Origin of the sequence: Marinobacter sp. SS5-14b (genome assembly GCF_030541005.1) — a bacterium.
Taxonomy (GTDB): Bacteria; Pseudomonadota; Gammaproteobacteria; order Pseudomonadales; family Oleiphilaceae; genus Marinobacter.
On the sequence record NZ_JASSVM010000004.1, the window covers coordinates 444,608 to 463,890 of the forward strand.

The following is a 19,283-nucleotide window of genomic DNA, read 5'->3' on the forward strand; positions in this document are numbered from 1 at the left end:
GTCATTATGAAGCCAAAAACCAACGCTCGGCGCTGGTGGCTGCTTCCCGGAGCCCTGCTGGCCGTCGTGGCCGGCAGCGGCCTCTGGTACGGATCTACTTCGCCCGGCGGCGTCACCGAGCTCACAGATAACACCGTTCCAGAAGCTCCAGACTACTCGGTGACCGCCACCGCCAGAGCACTATCCGAGGCGGACCCCCGTCCTCCGGCATCCCACCAGACCCCTAAAAAACAAACGGGCGCGGCCATTGCGCCGTCCCTGGCAGGCACCGACATCGACGGCTCACTGAAAGCCAGCGCAGACGGCCAACTGATGGTGAGCCTGGAAGTGCGGGACTTCTTCGATTACTTTCTGAGCGCCGTCGGCGAAGTGTCACCGGAAACCGCCATAGGACAGATTCAACACATGGCTCAGCAACATCTTCCTGAGCCCGCCGCCAGCCAGGCCATGGTATTGCTGGACCAGTATCTCGCCTACAAACAAGCATCACTGCAAGTACTGCAGACTGAGCTGGACCCCAGCCTGCAGCACAACGAAGCCTACCAGCTTCAGGTCTTGGGCGACGCCCTCGCGCAACTCAAGCAACTCCGGCAGGAAACCTTCAGCCGCGAAGCCCACCTGGCTTTTTTCGGCCAGGAGGAAGCCTACAGCGAATACACCCTGGCGACCCTGGCGATACAACAACGTACCGACCTGACGGACCAGGGCAAACAGGCATTAGTGGAATGGCATAGAAACCAGTTACCGGAGGCGTTGAAAGCCACCGAGCAACGGTTGCAGGCCGACACACATCAGCACCAGATGCGAGTGGCTGCGATGGCGTCGGCCAGCTCGCCGGAAATGGCCGGACAACGGCTGTCAGACCTGGGCCTGGATCAGGAAAGCGCCGACGGTGTCGTAAACTACCTGCAACAACGCCAGGCCTTTGATCAGCGCTTTGAGGTATTCCGGGAGGCCATGGCCAAGGAGCCCAGGTCGGGCCTTACCGGCACAGAGCAACAGGAGCACCGGGAGCGCCTTCTGAATCAGCATTTCCGCGATCAACAGGAGCAAACCTGGGCAAAGCTGAAGCTGCTGGACCAAAGCTGACGGTAATGTGCTGCGGCTCCCGAAACCGGAAGCCGCAGCACATTACAATCGGATGACCGTGCCTGTTGGAAGTGACCATGAACGCAGAACAGATCCGACGCCAGCAAACCGATGGCTTTTTGACCCTGCGCTTCGAACCGACGCTCGAAACCCGATACCGACAAGCCCGCTCCGCCTTGATACGCCAACGCGCCCGAGTAGTCTCTATTGCCGGCCTGTTGCTGTTTTTGGTTTATGCCTTAATGGACGTGATGACCCTGCCCCGGGAGCTGGCTCAGGTCACTGCGTTTATCCGCCTTGCGTTTATCTGTCCCATCATTGCCCTGGTGCTCTGGCTGTCACACTGCACCACCCTGGCCGACGAAATTTTCGAGAAGGTTTACACCCTCGCCTACCTGGCCGGCGGGATGAGCGTCATAGCCATTATCGTAGCCGCTCGAATGCAGGCCTACCCGTTGCCTTATGAAGGCATGATATTGATGCTGATGTTTGGTTACTTCGCCATGGGCCTGCCCTTTATCGCCGCCTCGGTGACGTCTTTTATCCTGGTCTGTGTTTACCTGCTGGCCGAGCTCTGGGCCGGCAGCTCGATACCCGACACCCTGATCAACGTGTTCTTTCTGATGACCGCCAACGTCATCGGAATGGTCGGTGCCTGGATGACCGAACACCGGCACCGGGCCCATTTTCTTGACCGCCAGTTGCTGGATCTGATGCACCGGGCCGCACAGGATGAAAGCCGCCGTAAAACCGAGCTGATTACCGCCGCCAGTCACGACCTGCGACAGCCCCTGAACGTTATCGATATCACCCTGGAGAACCTCCGGCCTGCGGGTCAGGGGGACCAGCACAACAACATGGTGCGCCAGCTCAAGGACATGGTCAGCCAACTTCGCCGCCTGCTCGGCACCGTGTTCGACAGTGCCCGATTGAACGAAGGCATGATCCGGCCCGAGCTGGAGCCGGTTCAAGTGTCTGACGCTTTTCGCAGTGTGCAGGCACTTACTGAAGATACCTTCCACGACCGAGGATTACGCCTGTTCCTCGAGCCGTCCACCGTCCCCGCCAGCATCCAGGCCGATCCGGCTCTACTCCAACGGGTGCTCCAGAATCTGATCATTAACGCGGCGGACCACAGTGGCGGCGATACCGTTCGACTGGGCTGGGAGAAGCGCAGCGGGACCGTGCGCATGATGGTTTCGGACAATGGCAGGGGCTTGCCTGAAGGGCTTGAAGGGCGACTGTTTCAACCCTACGTGCGAGGCTCAGGTCAGAACGACTATCCCGGCCTTGGCCTGGGACTGACCATCGTGCAGGAGTTTACCCATCTGATGCGTGGCCGCTGCGGTGCCAATTCAACACCTCAGGGGTCGGTCTTCTGGATCGAGTTGCCGTTGTCGGTTACAGCCAACCCAGCGCCCGCGCCTTGTTAACGCACTCGGTACGATTGTGCACCGCCAGCTGGGTAAAAATCGCTTTCAAATGGGTTTTGACGGTGTGTTCCGTCAGATCGAGGCTCTGGCATATGCGCTTGTTGGGAAAGCCCTGAGCCAACAGGGACAGCACGTCCAGCTGCCTGGGGGTTAACGGCATATCGCGACTCAGCGGCGCCATGCCACCAGGAAAGTACCCCTGGCCCTTGCTGACGGCCTGCATCATCCTCACCAGTGCCAGCCGGCCCGACGATTTGGCGAGAAAGCCCCTGGCGCCAGCCGCCCGCGCCGCCCGCACGGTACACTCATCATCACTGCTGGAAATAATGACCACCGGTGGCTGCGGCCCTTGCCCAGACAGCCTCGGCAAGAGTGACAAACCCGTCTCGCCACCCAGGGACAGGTCGAGCAGAACAAGCTCAATCCCCTGTCGGTGCAACAGGCAGTCGGAGGCCTCTTCAACCGAAGACACCATTTCAACCGTCTCCGCCAGCCCTTCCTGCTGAATGAGCCCTGCCAATCCCTGTGCGAAAAGGGCGTGATCATCTACCAGCAGCACCCGCCTGAATGGCAAAGCCATACAGGGATCGGGCGCAGGCAAGCCGCGCTCAGGCAGTGTCGCAATCATGATTAGGCTCCCGCTCTGTTTATTTTTGTTACTGCGGAGCGACCACTATAGGCTAACCAGGCCAACCACTCAGCGGCCTGCTTAACATTTCACCACATAGGTCCGGATTTTTCCCGCTGGCATTCTCGGGACTGAAACATAGTTGTCACATTTCTGAAGCATCCTGCCCCCATCTCAACCCTATGTTCTGAACAGGTTTTCTATAACATGGCTGTATTAATCCGGAAGAGCATCCGTCACCTTACGCTGTTACTGGCACTCATGACCCTGAATTCACCCATACTCGCTCATGAGCTGGAGATTCACGGTTCAAACACGGTGGGCGCCACTCTGGCCCCTATGTTGGTAACCGGCTACCTTGAACAGATCAGCGAAGCCCAAATCAGCAGCACGCCTACCGGCCGGGACAACGAGCGGATTCTGGCCACCAATCACCAGGGCCGAAACCTGTCAGTACTGGTGGCTGCCCACGGCTCCAGCACTGGTTTTCGCACCCTTGCCAATGGTCAGGCCGACATCTGGGCCTCTTCCCGCCCGGTGAAAAAAGACGAGGCCGAGCAGGTAAAAGGCAAAGCCGACCTGACGGCCCTCGCCAGCGAGCACGTCATTGCCATCGACGGCCTGGCCATCCTGGTGCATCCAGACAACCCGGTCAGCCAGCTGAGTATCGAGACACTGGGGCAGATATTCAGTGGCGAAATCCGGAACTGGTCAGAGCTCGGGGGCAACGACAGTCCGATTCGCCTGTATGCCCGTGACGACCGCTCCGGAACCTGGGACACCTTCAAATCCCTGGTGCTCGGCAAGCGCTATCGTCTGCACGAATCCGCCCGTCGCTATGAATCCAACGACCAGCTCTCAGATGACGTCTCACGTGACCGTTCTGGCATCGGTTTCTCCGGCCTGGCGTCGGTCCGCGACAGCAAACTGCTGGCGGTCTCGGATGGTAACGCACCGGCCCTGAAGCCCAACCAGCTGACCATTGCCAGTGAGGACTATCCCCTGTCGCGTCGTCTGTTCATGTACACCCTTGGCAAGCAGACGCCCGAGTTCGCCGGTGGTCTGATTGAATTCGCTCTGAGCTCCGAAGGCCAGGCACTGGTGGCCGAATCCGGTTTCATCTCCCAGAATCCGATCGCGGTCAAACCCGAGCTTGATGCCTCCGTGCCCGAGTCCTTCCGGCGCCTGACCGAAAACTACCAACGTATGACCGTTAACTTCCGTTTCTCGGAAGGCCGCACCAAACTGGACAACAAGGCCCACCGTGACCTGCGCAGGGTGCAGCACTATCTTGAGCAGCAAGGCCGCGCGGCCGACGATCTCTTGCTGATCGGTTTTGCGGACACCCAGAGCCATGAATTGCGGGCCCAAATGATCTCGGAGCTCCGGGCGCTGTCTGTCCGCCGTGCCCTGAACGAAGCAGGGGTGCCATTCGTTGCCTACACTGGTTACGGACATTACATGCCTGTAGGCGGCAGCGGCAATCTGCGCAACGGCCGGGTGGAAGTGTGGATCAAAGCCCGGTAAGCACTCGGGATAGACACCAAACAACCGGCCGGCTTCGGCAATCCCTTATCCGCACCGGGATCACAGATATGTTTGAGGCTCCTATACTGCCCTTGTCGTCACCAACCAACAGACCGGGACAATGGACATCAAAAACGACCATCGCTTCGCTATCAACCTGAACGTTCGGGGCATTCAGCCCTCAGCCACCCTTCGCATCAACGAGCTGAGTAACCAGCTGCGGGCAGAAGGTAAAGACATCATCAAGCTGGGCCTGGGGCAGTCTCCCTTCCCGGTGCCCGAGCGGGTGGTAGACGCCCTCAAAGAGCATGCCCACGAGAAAGACTACCTGCCAGTGAAAGGCCTGAAGGGCCTGCGCGAAGCCATTGCCGGTTACATCAACCGCAATGAGCGCATGCGCTGCACCTGGGAAGACGTGCTTATCGGCCCGGGCTCCAAAGAACTGCTGTTCATCCTGCAGCTGGCCTACTACGGCGACCTGCTGATCCCGCGCCCGAGCTGGGTGTCCTACGCCCCCCAGGCCCGCATCATAGGCCGTTCAGTGCACTGGCTGCCTACCCACGCCGAGAACAACTGGCAGCTGACGGCGGAAGAACTGGACATCATCTGCCGGGACGACCCGTCGCGCCCGCGCATCCTGATCCTGAACTACCCGTCCAACCCGACCGGTTGCACCTACACCGACGACCAGCTGCTGGCCATCGCCAACGTCGCGCGCAAGTACAACCTGATCCTGCTGTCGGATGAGATCTACGGGGAAGTGAACTTTGAGGGCCGGCACAAATCCATTGCCCGCTACTACCCGGAAGGCACCATCATCAGCACCGGCATGAGCAAATGGCTCGGGGCCGGCGGCTGGCGTTTGGGCACGTTTATCTTCCCGCCGGAACTGCGCCCCCTGCAGGATGCCATGGCGATCATTGCCAGTGAAACCTTCACCTCCACCGCGGCACCCATCCAGCACGCCGCCATCACCGCCTTTGACGGCGGCGAAGACATTGACGAATACCTGAACCAGTCTCGTCGGGTACTGAAGGTGGTCGGGGAATACATGTACCGTCGCCTGAGCGAGATGGGCGCTGTTGTGCGCAAACCGGAAGGTGCGTTTTATCTGTTCCCGGACTTCTCGAATTTCAGCGAGAAGCTGGCCCGCAGGGACATCAAAACCTCACAGGCGTTCTGCACCGCACTGCTGGAAGACACCGGTGTGGCCATCCTGCCCTCCAGTGACTTCGGTTTTGTGCCGGACCACATGGGCGCGCGTCTCGCCTTTGTGGATTTTGATGGCACCCAGGCACTGGCTCTGGCAGGCGGCGACTATGCCGACAAGGAACTGGCGGATGACTTTATCCAACAGGCCTGCCCGCGACTGGTTCTGGCCATGGATAAAATGGAGAAGTGGCTGAACAGCCTGTAACGCCCGGCCATGTTAGACTGGCACCCTCACGCTTTATGAAACCGGGGGTGCCATGTCTGATTCTGTTTCTCTGCGCGAAATCACTGATTTCGCCGAAGCCCTGGCCGTAGAGGCCGGCGAGCTGATCCGCTACGAGCGGGAAGAAAACACTCTGCGCACCGATTACAAACATCAGACCGAGCTGGTGACCCACGCCGATGTGCTGGCGGACGAATTCATCACCGGCGCCATTCGCGAACGTTTCCCCGATCACCGCATTCTCTCTGAAGAAACCATGCCGGACCTGTCCTTGGCGGAATCGCTGGACACCCCGCTGTGGATCATCGACCCCATCGACGGCACCGTAAACTACGCGTACGGCCATCCCCAGGTGGCGGTATCGATTGCTTACGCTGAAAAAGGGCAAGTGCGGGTAGGCGTGGTACATGCCCCCTTCCCTGGCGAAACCTTCCGGGCCACCAAGGGCGAAGGCGCCACACTGAACGGAAAGCCGATCCGCCACAGCGGTGCCACCGATCCCAGGCAGTCGCTATTCGCCACCGGTTTCCCCTACACCAAGGACAATCTGGAACCCCTGGTGCGCCGGCTAGACGCGATGATTCACCAATGCCGGGATCTGCGCCGCATTGGCTCCGCTGCTCTGGACATCTGCTGGGTAGCCTGCGGCCGATTGGATATTTACTACGAGAACGTCAGCCCCTGGGACTTCGCTGCCGCGCGGCTGATCGCTTGGGAAGCGGGCGCCACCGTGGGCCACTTTGGCGATGTACCCGATGGCTACCCGGCCGACCTCTGGGGACGCGACATACTCATCTCCGCCCCGGCGGTGTGGGAGCCGGTTCGTTCCATACTCCGTTCCGCGTCCGGCTATACCTGAAACCGGGCGTCCGTTTACACCCAACCTAGCCCCAGACGGCCTCGGAAACCAGTCCCCATGCCTCGTCGAAATCGGTAGAGGGCAAACGTGAAAACGAGGAGCGGACGAAGCGCTGGACGCGGCCTTCGAGGAACACCATCACGAAATCGGCACCCCGGGCGGCACTGGTGCGGGGCCGCAAGCCCTGGCGGATTTCACCTTCTTTCAGCGCCTGGCGGAACTGGGTTTCCAGGCGCTCGAAAAACTGGGAAGCGCGTTTGCGCAGCGACTCGTCTTCGCCCATCAGGGCATCGCCCGTTAGCACACAGCACAGGCCAGGATTGCGTTCAGCAAACACCAATACCAGATGCACCAGCTGTTGCAAGCGCACCCGGACATCCTCCTGCTCCTGCAGAATCACCTGGCAGCGAGTGAATACCGCTTCCTCCGCGAACTCAATCAACGCCTCGAACATCTTCCGCTTGCTGGGAAAATGCCGGTACAGCGCCGCTTCGGTCACACCCACGTTCTTTGCAAGGCCCGCCGTGGTAATGCGGGCGCCCGGGTCGCTTTGCAGCAATTCAACAAGAGCCTGCAGGATGGTATCCCGCCGGCTGGGTTTTGGATTGGTCATAACAGGACTACAGCGCTCTGGTTTCTTTTTTTAGATACGGCCCCCGACAACTTTCGTGGGTCCGTGAGTTTCCGCCTCGTCCATGGCAACTTTCTGATCTTTCAGCTTAGAAAAAGGTCCCATCAATGGGTGAAGACGCACTGGCGTACAGCTTCTTCGGCATACGTCCAGCAAGGTAAGCTTCACGACCGGCTTCGATGGCCAGGCGCATGGCGTTGGCCATTTTGATCGGGTCTTTGGCCTGGGCGATGGCGGTGTTCATCAGTACGCCGTCGCAGCCCAGCTCCATGGCGATGGTGGCATCAGACGCCGTACCAACGCCGGCATCAACCAGCACCGGCACTTTGGCATTTTCAACAATCAACCGAATGTTGTAGCGGTTCTGGATGCCCAGGCCAGAGCCGATGGGAGCCCCCAGGGGCATGATGGCCACACAACCCATTTCTTCCAGGCGCATGGCCAGCAGCGGGTCGTCCGAGCAGTACACCATCACCTTGAAGCCGTCTTTGATCAGCTCCTCGGCGGCGGCGAGAGTTTCCGGCATGTTGGGGTACAGCGTTTTGTGTTCACCCAGCACTTCCAGTTTTACCAGATCGCGACCATCGAGCAGTTCACGGGCCAGTTTGCAGGTACGCACCGCATCTTTTGCGGTATAGCAGCCGGCGGTGTTGGGCAGAATGGTGTATGTGTCCGGTGAGATCACATCCAGCAGGTTAGGCTCGTCCGGATTCTGGCCGAGATTGGTGCGGCGCACAGCCACGGTGACGATTTCGGCGCCGCTCGCTTCGATGGCGTGGCCGGTTTCCATCAGATCGTGGTATTTGCCGGTGCCCACCAGCAGGCGGGACTGATAAATCCGACCTGCAATTTCGAGAGGCTTGTCTTCGGGGAGCTGGATGTCCGGTTTGTCTGTCATAACCTACCTGAGTTCTGTGATAAGAATAGTCGGCTTACTCGCGGCTGTGCGTTCAACAGAATCGCAGCATCAACCGCCGCCAATGGCATGCACCAGTTCCACCCGGTCGCCGTCATTCAGGGTGAATTCCGGGTGCTGGCTGCGGGGCACAATGTCTTCGTTAACCTCGACCGCGACCCGTTTTCCGGTCAGCGCGAGGTGCTCAATCAGGGCGGCAATGGTCGCTCCGCCCGGGAGTTCCATGGCTTCGCCATTTACCTGAACCTGCATCGTTCTGATTGCCTCCGTTATTTTTTCAGGGCTGTGGCCGCCAACAAGGCCCAGCCCACCATAAAGCAAACACCGCCCACCGGTGTGACCGGCCCAAGCCAGTGGTTTCCGGAAAGCACCAGCAGATAAAGACTGCCGCTGAACAGCACTGTTCCGACAATCCAGAAACCGCAGGCGATACCCAGCAAGCGGCGGCTGAGACCCATCGCCGGCATCAGGCTGACCGCGATCAGCGCCAGGGCGTGGTACATCTGGTAGCTGACGGCGGTCTGGAAGACTTCGAGGCCGCGTTCATTGATGACATTGCGCAGGCCATGGGCACCAAAGGCTCCGGCCATGACCGCCAGCAAACCGGCGCAGGCACCAAAGACAAGCGCCCAACGAATAACCTGAGTTTGGACGTTATCCGCAGTCACAGTGGATCAACTCTTCGCTGTCGAGGTTCATCAGGGTGAGGGCTCCGCCCCAGACGCAGCCGGTGTCGAGGCCGATAAACCGATCACTGCCGGTATTGCCTTCCAATGCCGCCCAGTGGCCGAAAATCACTTTTACATCGTCCTGGCGTGGGTAGGTAAACCAGGGCGCAAAGCCCTCCGGTGCGTTATCTGCAGACTCTTTGGTCGCCAGTTCAAGACGGCCGTCTTCGGCGATAAAACGCATCCGCGTAAAGTAGTTAGTGATCACTCGCCAACGATCCATGCCGGTGAGGGTATCACACCAGCGTTCCGGCTGATTGCCATACATTTGGCTGAAATACTCTTCCGCATGGTCGCCGCGAATCACCGTTTCCACCTCACGGGCAGAAGCCAGCGCCTGCTCGACGTTCCAGATGTGGGGCAAGCCGGCGTGAGCCATCAGCAGGTTACGATCGGCATCGTGAACACACAGATACTGCTGACGCAGCCAGTGAATCAGCCGGTCATGGTCCGGCGCGTCCAGTATGTCGTGCAGAGTGTCTTTCTTTTTGGGGCTGTGGCCGCCCCGCGCCACCGCTAACAGGTGCAGATCATGGTTTCCCAGCACCACGACGGCAGAACTGCCCAGGCTTTCGATATACCGCAGCGTTGCCAGCGAAGACGGACCGCGGTTAATCAGATCCCCCGCTACCCAGAGCCGGTCTCTGGAGGGCGAAAAGTCCACTTTCGCCAGCACATCACGCAGGCGATCGTAGCAACCCTGAATATCGCCAATGGCGTAGTCAGTCATTACTTACCTCATCCGCCTCTGTGTTCGGCAACTTGGTTTCGGCCAGCATATCGGCTATCTGCACGTAGTCCGCCAGGCTCAGGTTCTCCGGGCGCAGGCCATCGTTGATACCGAGGGACTGTAGCTGCTCAACGGTCACCATCGCCGCCAGTGCCTTGCGCAGGGTTTTTCGACGGGCGTTAAACGCCGTGCGCACCACTGCTTGCAGGATTTTCAGATCTTTTGCCGGGTGCGGCAGCACTTTGTGAGGTACCAGCCGCACAATGGCGGAATCCACCTTTGGCGCCGGACGGAAGGCCCCGGGGCCCACCTCAAACAAGGGCTGCACCTTGCAGAAGTACTGGGCCATGATGCCCAGGCGGCCATAGTTGTTGTCGCCCGGTACTGCCGCCAGCCGCTGCACCACTTCTTTCTGCAGCATGAAGTGCATATCCTGCACCACGCCGGACTGCCCGAGCAGGTGGAAAATCAGAGGCGTGGAGATGTTGTACGGCAGGTTGCCGACAATGCGCAGAGGGCGGTCAGTAACCAGCTGACTGAAATCAAAACTAAGAGCATCGGCTTCGTGAACCCGGAAATCCGGGTAGTTGAAAAACTTGGTACGCAACACCGGAATCAGGTCCCGGTCGAGCTCGACTACCTGCAGGCGCGGGTTCAGAGCCAGGATCTCTTCGGTGATCGCACCCAGCCCCGGACCAATCTCGACAATCGTATCTTCTGGCTTAGGATTGATGGCCCGGACGATTTTTTCGATCACCCCCGGGTCATGCAAAAAGTTCTGGCCGAAGCGTTTACGGGCCTTGTGGCCGTGCGAGTTACTCATGCGGATTCTCCGGCGTTATTGGCTCGGCGACAACGGGCCATGTGCTGGCCTACGCGAATGGCCGTGTGCAGACTGCCGGCATCGGCTGTACCCGTACCGGCCAGATCCAGTGCTGTACCGTGGTCCACCGAGGTGCGCACGATTGGCAGGCCAAGGGTGATGTTAACGGCACGGCCAAAGCCCTGAAACTTCAGCACCGGCAAGCCCTGGTCGTGGTACATGGCGAGCACCGCATCGGCGTTTTTCAGCCAGTGTGGTGTAAACAGGGTGTCTGCCGGCAGAGGCCCGGTCAGTTGAATACCCTCCCCACGAAGTTGCTCCAGGGTCGGCTCAATCACCTCGATTTCTTCACGACCCAGATGGCCACCTTCACCGGCATGGGGGTTCAGGCCTGCCACCAGAATGCGCGGCCGCTCGATGCCAAAAAAGCTTTTGAGGTCGGCATTCAGAATGCGTGTTACCTGAGTAAGCCGCTCTGGCGTAATCGCTGCAGAAACGTCCTTCAGGGGTAAGTGAGTGGTCACCAGAGCCACCCTCAGCTCCTCCGTCGCCAACATCATGACGACCCGCTCCACCCCGCAGAGCTCCTGCAAAAATTCGGTATGTCCGCTGAAGGCGATTCCGGCTTCGTTGATGACCCCTTTATGCACCGGCGCTGTCACCATGCCGTCAAAATCACCGTTCAGGCAACCGTTTGCGGCGACGCTCAGGGTGGTCAGCACGTACTGACTGTTGGCCGGATCGAGCTCACCCGCTACGGTGGTTTGGCAGCCGTCCACATGGCAGACCGACAAGTGGCCAGCGCGGGTTTCCGCAAGGTCGCCCGGCTGCCAGTGATGCAGCTCTACGTTCAGGCCCAACTGCCTGGCACGATCTGACAGCAAGGGCATGGCCGCCACCACCACGATGCCAGCCTCACGCTCTTCACCCGCCAACTGGAGGCACAACTCCGGCCCGATGCCCGCCGGCTCACCGGCGGTCAAGGCCAGAATGACCGGTTTACTCATGATGCCTCATCTTCTTCAGCGGCCGGGTTCATATCGGCATACTCGCCCTTGAACTCGACAAACGCTTCATCGCGGATTTCCCGCAGCCAGTTTTGCAGCTCCATCTCAAACTTACGCATGTAGATGGCCTGGCGAGCCTGGGATTCCCGGTTCTCGGCGGTCACGTCCTGATTGCGACGCTCCTGCACCTGAAGAATGTGCCAGCCAAACTGTGAACGCACCGGCCCATAAATCTCGCCAATGTCGGCAGCCAGCATAGCCTGTTCGAATTCCGGCACCATCTGGCCGGGGCTGACCCAGCCGAGATTGCCGCCGTCGGAACCGGAAACCGGGTCGTCCGACAGCTCACGGGCCAGCTCAGCAAAGTCCGCACCGTTCTGCAACTGCTGGTACACCTCACGAACACGCTTTTCCGCCTGAGTTTCGGTCACCGCCTCGGATGGCCGGATCAGGATATGGCGCACCCGGTGCTGCTCAATGAACTCCTGCTGCTTGCCGCCGCGCTTATCCATCACCATCACCAGATGGAAGCCGCTGTTGTTCTCCAGAACCTCGGAAGGCACACCCGGCACCATATCCGGCACCACCGGCGCAACCAGCGACGGCAACTGGCTTTCCGCTCTCCAGCCCATATCACCCCCTTCCAGGGCGTTGCTGGCATCGGACTCTGCCACCGCTACTTCGCGAAAATCGCGACCATCCAAAATCTGCTGACGCAGGCTCTCAGCGGTTTCACGGGCCTCGGTAACAGAGGCTTCATTACCTGGATCGTCCACCTGGATAAAGATATAGGCCAACCGGTATTCTGCTCCATCGCTGCCGGAGCTTGCCTGCGCCTGAAGGTAGTTATCTACCTCACGATCGGTAACCCTTACCCGGTTACCCACGCGACTTTGCTGAACCCTGCTGGTCAGCATCTCATTGCGAATCTGCTCACGGGCTTGCTGATACGTAACGCCCTCTTCTGCCAGCTGGCCTTCAAACTCAGCCAGGCTCAGGCCATTGCTGCGAGCAATGTTGGCCAGGGTTTCGTTGAGTTCGTTGTCACTGATGCGCATGCCCATTTTTTCGGCCATCTGCAGTTGCACAGACTCGGCAATCAATTGCTCCAGCACACGCCCTTCCAGCATTTCCCGGGGCGGCATACCCGTGCCCTGAGCGCTCAGGCGACCAACAATGGTATTCAGCCGGGCTTCCAGTTGGGTCTGCAGGATCACATCGTCGTCAACAATAGCCACCACACGATCCAGTACTTTTCTTTCCGCATGGGCGGTCACTGCGATGGCCATCATGGCCAGCATCAGCAGCAGGGTCAGTCCGTGGCGTACAGTCGCCTTCATAGTCACCTCTTGGTTTGTGCATTCTGAGCCATCATCGGTTTCCCGGGTTAACGGCGTTAGTTCGTTTTAGCGGCGCTGAGTTCCAAAACGGCGACGCTCACGCTCGTCGTAGCCATAGATGGCATCCGCAATACTGTCGGCTGCGCCGCCACTGCCCCCCAGGCCTTTCAGTTCGATTCTGAACAGCAAGCGGGTGTCCAATTCTTCATCATCGGTCAGGTAGTTCTGGTGCACCACCTGAACACTCCAGCAACAATTGTTATATTCAATACCGGCCAAGGTACCCACCGTGCGATCCAGCTCGGAATCCCACACCCAGCGGCCAATGGCACTGACCCGATCGGTCACCGGGAACACGGCTCCGATGTCGGTCTGGTCCAGATCATCCGGCCGGCTGTAGGTGTGGCCAAGGGTCGCCAGGTACCGATAATCCTCGGAATGAAACATCAATTGGCTACGGCCTTCTTCGGTCTTTTGGGTATCGTGATCCCATAGCCCGGACGAGCGAATTTCCAGATTATCGGTGGGGTTCAGCACCAACTCACCCGCCAGCGGCGAATTGCTGCGATCCGAAGCACCCTGCCCAAACAGGCTCACGTCCCGCTCGTCAAAATACCGAACCTGGCCAATACTCACCCGGGCTCGTTCGGCACCGGTCAACAGATCATTGAAACGACTGGTCAGTGCCACGGTGAGTTGATTGGCGTCCCCGACTCGGTCACCACCGGTAAAGCGATCGCGTTGGAACAGCTGGTCAAAGCGGAAGCTTTTCAAACCGGTATCAAAATCCGGAATGTCATTCTGATCTGCCTCGGCATCTGCCCAGGCGTAATACAGCCGGGGTTCCAATGTCTGATTGTAGGGAATATCAAACACACTGGACCGGCGATCGAAGTACAGACCGTTGTCCCACTCGAACACCGGCACAGTGCGGTCGAAGCTGCTGCCGCCCAGCGTGTAATCTTCCAGGTCGTAGCGGGTGTAATCCAGGCTTACCGACGGCCGGCTGAACCCCCACAAGGCCCGCATCGGCAAGGCCAGTTCCGGAATCGCCCGTACCCGCTGGCCATTGGCCCGGTCCAGACCGGTCAGGCTTTCGTTGTCTCGGTAAAACCAGGTGTACTGGCTTTCCACACCCGCCTCAAAAGCTCCCAGATCGGTGGTGCCGGCATAGAGCACTTCCGGCAACTGAGCATAAGGCTTGTTGACGTCGGCAATACGCTCGGCGATGGTCTGGTAGCCATTCAGATAGGCATCGAAATACTGGTTCTGATCCGAGTAGCGCACGCCGCCCCGGCGCTGTAAATGCGTGACCTGGTCAATTTCCAGCGACCGGTTCAGGTCACTCAGGTAATCTTCGTCGGACACCACTGAATAGTCGCCATAACCTGCCCAGCCACCACCAAAACTCGCCCGGGTAGAGACATCCAATGCCCAGCGCTGACCGTCGGCACCCGGGTTGTCGTCTTTGTGGGCAGAGTCGTCGTCGATATAACCCAGTTGCAGCACCGATTCGCCGAACGAGCTCAGGTAACGGCCCTCAACTTCGGTAAACAGGCCACGCCCATGAATGTACTGGGGGGTCAGCGTAGCATCGTAATGAGGCGCCAGGTTCAGGTAATAAGGCAACGCCAGAAAGCCACCACTGCCGGCACTGGAGGAACCAAACTGGGGATATAGAAACCCGGTTTTGCGTCGGTCATCAATGGGAAAACTGATATAGGGCCAGTAGAACACCGGCGCATCCAGCACTTCCAGTCGCACATGCCGGGCGGTACCGAAACCCTCCGCCTGATCCAGTTCGATATCCGACGCCACAATCGCCCAGTCGTTCTGGCCGGGGCCACAGGTAGTGAGCAGGCCGTCCGTAATCAGCACCTGGTTTTCGCCAACTCGAGACAGGGACGACGCCTCGCCCCGCATCTCAGATTCATGCAACAGAAAGGTAGCCGTGTTGATATCGAGCTGGCCGGAGTCCACCGAATAATTGGCGTCCTCGCCCGTCAGCAAAAAACCCTCACCACGGCTGACCAGCGGCCCCTGCAAGCTGACCTGTCCAGACTGCGTGTTGTAGCGCGCCTCAGACCCGGAGGCCTGAAAGTTGCCCTGGCGCAAACGCACATCGCCCTTCAGGTACAGCTCGGCGTCCAGCTGGTAGCGGGCGCTCAAAGCACTGGCTTCCAGTGGCACCGCACCGGCGCTAACCGCCGGAAATAAAGGCTCCGGACCTCCCGCCATCGAGGATGGCAGGTAGCCGCCGTCACAGAACACCGGCAGTTGCGCCTGCACGTCCAGCGGCAGTTCGTTCCTCGGGCGCCAGTCCATCTCCGCCGCACTTGGGGCCATGCCCTGAGGTTCCTGCGCCGCCACACCCCCCGGCGTCAGCACCATCGACAGCAAAAGCCCGGCAACGCGGGGCTTGAACCACAACAGGTGACGGTAACGGCTGGGCACGGTGGCGAAGTTCCTGTTCCGGATGAATGGTGGCTGGAATGAAAACAGCTGCCTAGTTTACACGCGCCCCCCGGCCTTGTTAACGGAAACACCGCTGCAAATCCGTTTTACGCTCTTTATACTCTTTATATTGTTTGTCCTCCTTTGCTAACGTGGCCCATCGGCTGACGTTGCCAATCACCCAACTGACTCAGGAAGCGCCACACCATCATGGATACTCGCCTGCAACTGCTGACCGACTGGGTCCGGCACATTCCCGGCTTTGACAGCGCCTGCCCGGAACCGGTTTCCGGCGATGCCAGTTTCCGCCGTTACTTTCGGGTATGGCGGGAGCATCCCGGGCAGGCGCGCACTCCCTTCATTGTGATGGATGCACCTCCGGAGCACGAAGACTGCAAACCGTTTATTGCCATTGCCAGGCATTGGCACCAGCACGGCATCCACGTGCCAGCGATTGCCGGTGAGGACCTGCAGCAGGGCTTCTTGCTTCTGGAAGATTTTGGCGACCAACTGATGCTCAGCGCCCTCAACCCGGATAGCGCCGACGCTTGCTACCGGCAGGCCCTGAACGAGCTGGCCCATATCGGGGGGCAAAGCTCACCACCAGACTACCCCCTGCCCGCCTACGATGACGCCCTGCTCGACAGGGAGATGGCCCTGTTCCCGGACTGGCTGCTGGAAAAGCATCTCGGTCTGTCGCTGGACAACCAGCAACGGGCCCTGCTGGACACTGCCTTCGCGCTGTTAAAAGAAAGTGCGCTGGCCCAACCGGAAGTCACCGTGCACCGGGATTACCACTCGCGCAACCTGCTGATTCGGCCCGGCCAGAGTGCCCCCGGCGTGATCGACTTTCAGGACGCGGTACAGGGCCCGGTCACCTACGATGCGGTGTCTCTGCTTAAAGACTGCTATGTGCGCTGGCCGGAAGCCGACATTTGCGTATGGCTGGAACACTATCGCCTGGCCAGCCTTGACGCCGGGCTGCACCGTGCCGATGCCGACACCTTCCGGCAATGGTTCGAGCTGATGGGCATGCAACGACACCTGAAAGCGGCCGGGATATTCGCCCGACTGGCGATCCGCGACGGCAAGACCGGTTATCTGGCAGACATCCCCAGAACGGTCAGCTACATCCGTGATGCCAGCGCCCGCCAGCCCGCGTTCCGGCATTTTCATGAATGGCTGTGCGACATCGTGATTCCCGCCATCGAAGACCGCATCGGCGTGCTGCCGGCCCCGGGAGAACTGTAAAACGTGAAAGCCATGATTTTGGCCGCCGGCAAAGGCGAACGCATGCGGCCATTAACCCTGACCACGCCGAAACCCCTGCTCGAAGCCGGGGGCCGGCCTCTGATCGCTTACCATCTGGAAAATTTGCAACAGGCCGGCTTTCGGGACGTCATCATCAATCACGCCTGGCTGGGTGAGCAGATTGAACAATGGCTGGGCAACGGCGAGCAGTTTGGCCTGACCGTGCGCTATTCCGCCGAAGGCGAACCGCTGGAAACCGCCGGCGGGATTGTCCGTGCCCTGCCACTGCTGACCGACGCCGGTGACGAGTGGTTTGTGGTGCTCAATGGTGACATCTGGACCGACTTCCCCCTGGAGCGGCTACTGGAAATCCCGACCGATCCGGATTGTGACGCCCTGCTGGTGCTCACCCGGAACCCCGAACACCATCCAGCCGGCGATTTCCACCTTTCCCCGGACGGACGGCTGGCTTCCGACGGCGACCACACACTCACTTTCACCGGCATCAGCCTGCTCAACCGCCGACTGTTTTCGGGGCTGGACGACAGCGCCGGCAAACTCGGCCCCTTGCTCAGACAAGCCATAGGCCGCAACCGGGTAAGGGGCATTCAACATCACGGCAGCTGGATGGACATTGGCACACCGGCGCGACTAGCCGAGCTGGACGCCCTGCTCACAGGAAGCCGGTCGCGAGCATGAACAAAGCCACCACGCCCCCCTTACCCGCACGGCTGGAACCCGCGTTCTCCGACCTGCTTCAAGAACTGTCCAGCTGCGGACACCAGGCAAGCACACTGGTGGAACGGGCCAGATTACCGCGCCGATGCCGCAAGCCCCTGTTCTTCTTCCTGGGCTACATCGCCAAAGCCGATGGCCGGGTTATGGAAGCAGACATCCGCTATGCAGAATCACTGATGAAAGCCCTCGCTCTGTCCGGGCGGCAGCGCAAAAAGGCGATCGAGCAATTTCAGAAAGGCAAAGAGTGCACTGAGCTCCGATGGCACCAGGGGCTGTGGAGTCGCCTGCTGACTGCCCTGATACCCGGCGCGGCGCTGAAAACCGCGATGTGCCTTTGCCATGGCGCGCAAGTACTGGGACAGCCCGGCAAGGCACGGCGCTACCGTTGCGAAGACGCCATTGACCACCTCGGCCTGCCGGTGGCGGTGAGCGATGATGTTTTTGACAGTTACGCCAGTAAAGTCTGGATTCGAAGCGCCAGCGGATACGCAAAACCAACCAACTACGAACAGGCCTGCCAGGTACTGGGCGTTACCCGGCGAGACAGTCTTGAACTGATCAAACGCACCTATCGCAAACGGGTGTCGGCCTGCCACCCGGACAAACTGGCACAACAAAAGCTGAGCACCTCAGAGCTGGCGATGGCAAAAGACCAGCTGCTGCGTTATCAGCAGGCCTGGGAGCTCATCAAACAACGCCACCGCACTCTGTAGCCAAGCTAGCGGTTGAGCCAGGCACTGATCCTGCTCGCCACCCGTTCGGCATCCTCTGACCGGGGCGGATTTGCCAACGCCAGCGGTTGGCGCTGATACCCGGCCACCTCGTTACGCCCCAGGTCGGCAGCGCGCGCCTGAGCTTCAACTACCTGACCAGAATCATGCAAATCCAGCACTTGCCAACGCCGCTCACCCTCCAGCATCTTTGACAGGCCAGACCGCTGATCCGCTGAAAATCTGGGCGCCACCCAAACCACTCCCGCCAGGGCATCTCTGCCGACCGCCCAGTCCGTCACATACTCGGCAGACCAGCCAACCCCCGCAACCACCACGCGATCGTACTCACGGCGCTCCAGCTCCTGAAGCGCCGCCGTCAGAAGGTGGCGAACACCGGCGCGATAGTCCGTGCTTCCTGACACCGAGGCACCCTCCTCAGCCACATCAATCATGACCGATGCCTCAGCAGCCGGCTCCGGATCAGGGCTTGCAGGGGCACTCACCAATGCCCGTTGGCGGTTCAATCGCAAAGTCTCTGGCGGCAACCTAAGGCCCAGGGCCAGCGCCGCCACGCCACGCTCAGCCAAAGCCTTGCGCAATGGCCCCAGAATCCCTTCCGCTGCTGTTTGCCCTTCATCCGCCAGAACAATCAATGCACCCCGGCCTGGTGTAACCAGCTCCGCCTGAAACAACGCCAAGGCACGGGTGTCGTCTTCCAGGTTCAGCCATACCGCCTGCTCGGGATAGGTTTCTGCCAGCGACCACTCGCCCAGCCCTGTCACCGACATAGCCCTGGGCGCGCTCAGTGAAGGGGCTTTCGCACCGGAGCTTGCCGGAGCCTCTTGCGCCAGCACAGTCGCTGAAGGCGTCATCACAACACCGAGCAACACCGACAAAAGCACCCACCGAATAGCCCGAACTGTTAACAAATCCGTATACCCCGCGCTGCGAAAAACAGTAACAAGCTGATAGACTAGCAGG

Annotated in this window: 19 protein-coding genes; 8 read left to right on the top strand and 11 right to left on the bottom strand. The window is 59.8% G+C overall.

Going from position 1 to position 19,283, the window contains the following annotated elements:
- Positions 1-6: 6 nt before the first annotated feature.
- Together QPL95_RS12025 and QPL95_RS12030 are read left to right on the top strand one after the other, a co-directional pair.
- Positions 7-1,089, top strand: a complete 1,083-nt coding sequence (locus tag QPL95_RS12025; protein WP_303291206.1) for a lipase secretion chaperone — start codon at positions 7-9, stop codon at positions 1,087-1,089.
- 77 nt (positions 1,090-1,166) lie between these two features.
- Positions 1,167-2,522 (top strand): sensor histidine kinase KdpD, encoded by a 1,356-nt coding sequence (locus QPL95_RS12030; protein WP_303291207.1) that lies wholly within the window; start codon positions 1,167-1,169, stop codon positions 2,520-2,522.
- Here QPL95_RS12030 and QPL95_RS12035 read toward each other — a convergent pair.
- Positions 2,491-3,150 carry a response regulator transcription factor gene (locus QPL95_RS12035; protein WP_303291208.1) on the bottom strand — a complete coding sequence of 220 codons (660 nt, stop codon included), beginning with the start codon at positions 3,148-3,150 and terminating at the stop codon, positions 2,491-2,493. The two genes, QPL95_RS12030 and QPL95_RS12035, sit on opposite strands and share 32 nt — an antisense overlap.
- A gap of 207 nt (positions 3,151-3,357) precedes the next feature.
- On the opposite strand from QPL95_RS12035, the gene QPL95_RS12040 reads away from it, so the two are divergent.
- From QPL95_RS12040 to QPL95_RS12050, 3 genes are all read left to right on the top strand, one after another.
- Positions 3,358-4,677, top strand: a complete 1,320-nt coding sequence (locus QPL95_RS12040) for a substrate-binding domain-containing protein (RefSeq protein ID WP_303291209.1) — start codon at positions 3,358-3,360, stop codon at positions 4,675-4,677.
- A 121-nt stretch (positions 4,678-4,798) separates the two neighbouring features.
- Positions 4,799-6,094 carry a pyridoxal phosphate-dependent aminotransferase gene (locus QPL95_RS12045; RefSeq protein WP_303291210.1) on the top strand — a complete coding sequence of 432 codons (1,296 nt, stop codon included), beginning with the start codon at positions 4,799-4,801 and terminating at the stop codon, positions 6,092-6,094.
- A 52-nt stretch (positions 6,095-6,146) separates the two neighbouring features.
- Positions 6,147-6,971: an inositol monophosphatase family protein gene (locus QPL95_RS12050; RefSeq protein ID WP_303291211.1), complete on the top strand. Its 825-nt coding sequence runs from the start codon at positions 6,147-6,149 to the stop codon at positions 6,969-6,971.
- A 25-nt stretch (positions 6,972-6,996) separates the two neighbouring features.
- Here QPL95_RS12050 and slmA read toward each other — a convergent pair whose 3' ends face one another.
- The 9 genes from slmA to QPL95_RS12095 form a co-directional block, all read right to left on the bottom strand.
- Positions 6,997-7,584, bottom strand: a complete 588-nt coding sequence (gene slmA / locus QPL95_RS12055; RefSeq protein ID WP_303291212.1) for a nucleoid occlusion factor SlmA — start codon at positions 7,582-7,584, stop codon at positions 6,997-6,999.
- Between the two features lie 106 nt (positions 7,585-7,690).
- A complete protein-coding gene (locus tag QPL95_RS12060; protein WP_303291213.1) occupies positions 7,691-8,500 on the bottom strand; it encodes a thiazole synthase in 810 nt (269 codons plus the stop codon).
- Positions 8,501-8,569: 69 nt separating this feature from the next.
- A complete protein-coding gene (gene thiS / locus QPL95_RS12065) occupies positions 8,570-8,770 on the bottom strand; it encodes a sulfur carrier protein ThiS (RefSeq protein WP_303291214.1) in 201 nt (66 codons plus the stop codon).
- Between the two features lie 17 nt (positions 8,771-8,787).
- Positions 8,788-9,186, bottom strand: coding sequence for a DUF423 domain-containing protein (locus QPL95_RS12070; RefSeq protein WP_303291215.1), 399 nt, complete (start codon positions 9,184-9,186; stop codon positions 8,788-8,790).
- Positions 9,173-9,976 (bottom strand): symmetrical bis(5'-nucleosyl)-tetraphosphatase, encoded by an 804-nt coding sequence (locus QPL95_RS12075; protein ID WP_303291216.1) that lies wholly within the window; start codon positions 9,974-9,976, stop codon positions 9,173-9,175. Before QPL95_RS12075 ends, QPL95_RS12070 begins: the two co-directional genes overlap by 14 nt.
- Positions 9,969-10,799, bottom strand: a complete 831-nt coding sequence (rsmA, locus tag QPL95_RS12080; RefSeq protein WP_303291217.1) for a 16S rRNA (adenine(1518)-N(6)/adenine(1519)-N(6))-dimethyltransferase RsmA — start codon at positions 10,797-10,799, stop codon at positions 9,969-9,971. The genes QPL95_RS12075 and rsmA overlap by 8 nt, the downstream gene beginning before the upstream one ends.
- Complete coding sequence (pdxA, locus tag QPL95_RS12085; RefSeq protein WP_303291218.1) at positions 10,796-11,806, bottom strand: 4-hydroxythreonine-4-phosphate dehydrogenase PdxA; 1,011 nt, start codon at positions 11,804-11,806, stop codon at positions 10,796-10,798. The genes rsmA and pdxA overlap by 4 nt, the downstream gene beginning before the upstream one ends.
- Complete coding sequence (locus QPL95_RS12090) at positions 11,803-13,146, bottom strand: peptidylprolyl isomerase (RefSeq protein ID WP_303291219.1); 1,344 nt, start codon at positions 13,144-13,146, stop codon at positions 11,803-11,805. Before QPL95_RS12090 ends, pdxA begins: the two co-directional genes overlap by 4 nt.
- A 66-nt stretch (positions 13,147-13,212) precedes the next feature.
- Complete coding sequence (locus tag QPL95_RS12095; RefSeq protein ID WP_303291251.1) at positions 13,213-15,537, bottom strand: LPS-assembly protein LptD; 2,325 nt, start codon at positions 15,535-15,537, stop codon at positions 13,213-13,215.
- A 273-nt stretch (positions 15,538-15,810) separates the two neighbouring features.
- Between QPL95_RS12095 and QPL95_RS12100 the strand changes: the two genes are divergently transcribed.
- The 3 genes from QPL95_RS12100 to QPL95_RS12110 are packed head-to-tail and all read left to right on the top strand — an operon-like array spanning position 15,811 to position 18,302.
- Positions 15,811-16,851: an aminoglycoside phosphotransferase family protein gene (locus QPL95_RS12100; RefSeq protein WP_303291220.1), complete on the top strand. Its 1,041-nt coding sequence runs from the start codon at positions 15,811-15,813 to the stop codon at positions 16,849-16,851.
- 3 nt (positions 16,852-16,854) lie between these two features.
- On the top strand, positions 16,855-17,550 hold the full coding sequence (gene murU / locus QPL95_RS12105) for an N-acetylmuramate alpha-1-phosphate uridylyltransferase MurU (RefSeq protein WP_303291221.1): 696 nt from the start codon (positions 16,855-16,857) through the stop codon (positions 17,548-17,550).
- Positions 17,547-18,302, top strand: coding sequence for a molecular chaperone DjlA (locus QPL95_RS12110; RefSeq protein WP_303291222.1), 756 nt, complete (start codon positions 17,547-17,549; stop codon positions 18,300-18,302). Before murU ends, QPL95_RS12110 begins: the two co-directional genes overlap by 4 nt.
- Positions 18,303-18,307: 5 nt before the next feature.
- Here QPL95_RS12110 and QPL95_RS12115 read toward each other — a convergent pair whose 3' ends face one another.
- Positions 18,308-19,231: a DUF3530 family protein gene (locus tag QPL95_RS12115; RefSeq protein ID WP_303291223.1), complete on the bottom strand. Its 924-nt coding sequence runs from the start codon at positions 19,229-19,231 to the stop codon at positions 18,308-18,310.
- Positions 19,232-19,283: the final 52 nt, after the last annotated feature.